The 1,215-nt window shown below is 75.1% G+C and carries 1 protein-coding gene and 1 pseudogene; both read right to left on the reverse strand.

Annotated elements, in window-relative coordinates; genetic code table 11:
• Window positions 1-600, reverse strand: a pseudogene (locus DQW06_RS28115) (hypothetical protein); the annotation flags it as partial.
• Window positions 601-1,009: 409 nt separating this feature from the next.
• The coding region (locus tag DQW06_RS28120; RefSeq protein ID WP_117199615.1) for an LPXTG cell wall anchor domain-containing protein at window positions 1,010-1,215 on the reverse strand (206 nt) is incomplete at its 5' end.

The following is a 1,215-nucleotide window of genomic DNA, read 5'->3' on the forward strand; positions in this document are numbered from 1 at the left end:
CCCCGAGCCCCCGTTCGCGGTTCCCCCGCCGGCGGGGTCCCCGCCCGAGGGGGTTTTGTCGTCCGCTCCGCCACCCGTGTCGCCGCCCGTGCTGCCCGCGCCGTCCGTGCCGTCGCCGCCGGTGCCGTCCGGCGAGGGCTCGTCCCGGAAGGGGGTGCCCTCCGAGGACGGTTCGGCCTCCGGGGAGGGGGACGGCTGCGCGGAGGGCTCGGGCAGGTCCACCTCCGGCGGCACGTCGATCAGCCCCTGGGCGGCGAGGTCGGCGACCTCCATCCGGAAGGAGGCGGTCCGCACGGTGGAGGCGGCGCGCGCGCTGTCGGCGTCGACCACGGTGTGGCTCTCGCCGTCGATCTCCAGGTAGGCGGCCATCGGCCCGAAGAGGTCCTCCGCCGCGGCGCTGCCCTCGGTCTCGCCGCCGAATCCGGTGGCGGTGGAGTAGCCGGTGACCACGTCGCCGTCGGCCACCCAGGCCTGTGCGTTGCCCCAGACGAGCTGGTCGGCGGCGGCGGGGAGCGCGGGCACGGCGCCCAGCACTCCGAGAGCGACGAACAGGACGCCGCCGCGGACGAGGCGGCGCGCGGTCAGCTTGGCGGGAGACACCACAACACTCCTGTTGTATGCGGGGGATGTCCGACCCTGGGGTCGGCCCGTGACCGCCGCGAACGGCGGACAGGGTTGCCCGGCCGGCCTGAGACGGCCGGTCGCGGTGTGCGGGGCGGATCGTGTCGGGGCCTTCCCACCCCGGGAAGGTGACTCTGTGTCGGGCGGTGTGTGCGGGCGCCCTACGGCGAGCCTAACCTCTGGATCACGAAACGGAAACCGTTCGCCGTGGGCCGATCGGCCGGTGCGCGGGCGCTGACCACCGGTCAACGGAGGCCGCCGCCGCGAAGTTCCGGACGCCCCGGGAGGCAGCGGAAGCGGTGCCGGGCGGAAGGCTCCGGACAACGGAAACGGCCCCGGGGAACGTGTCCCCGGGGCCGGGTCGGCTCAGCCGACGCCAAGCGCGTGCCTAGCCCTCGCTGGTCTCCGCGGCGGAGTCAGCGGTGTTCTTCCTGCGGCGCGCGAAGTACGCGGCCAGACCGCCACCGGCGGCGATCGCGGCACCGGCCGCGATCAGACCGGCGATCGGGCTGCCGGTCTGGGCCAGGGACTCGGCGTTCTCCAGCTTCTCCGGCTGCGGCTTCTTCTCGGTCTTGTCCTCGGGGTGGGTGGGCG

This window comes from Nocardiopsis sp. TNDT3, assembly GCF_003427465.1.
Taxonomy (GTDB): Bacteria; Actinomycetota; Actinomycetes; order Streptosporangiales; family Streptosporangiaceae; genus Nocardiopsis; species Nocardiopsis dassonvillei.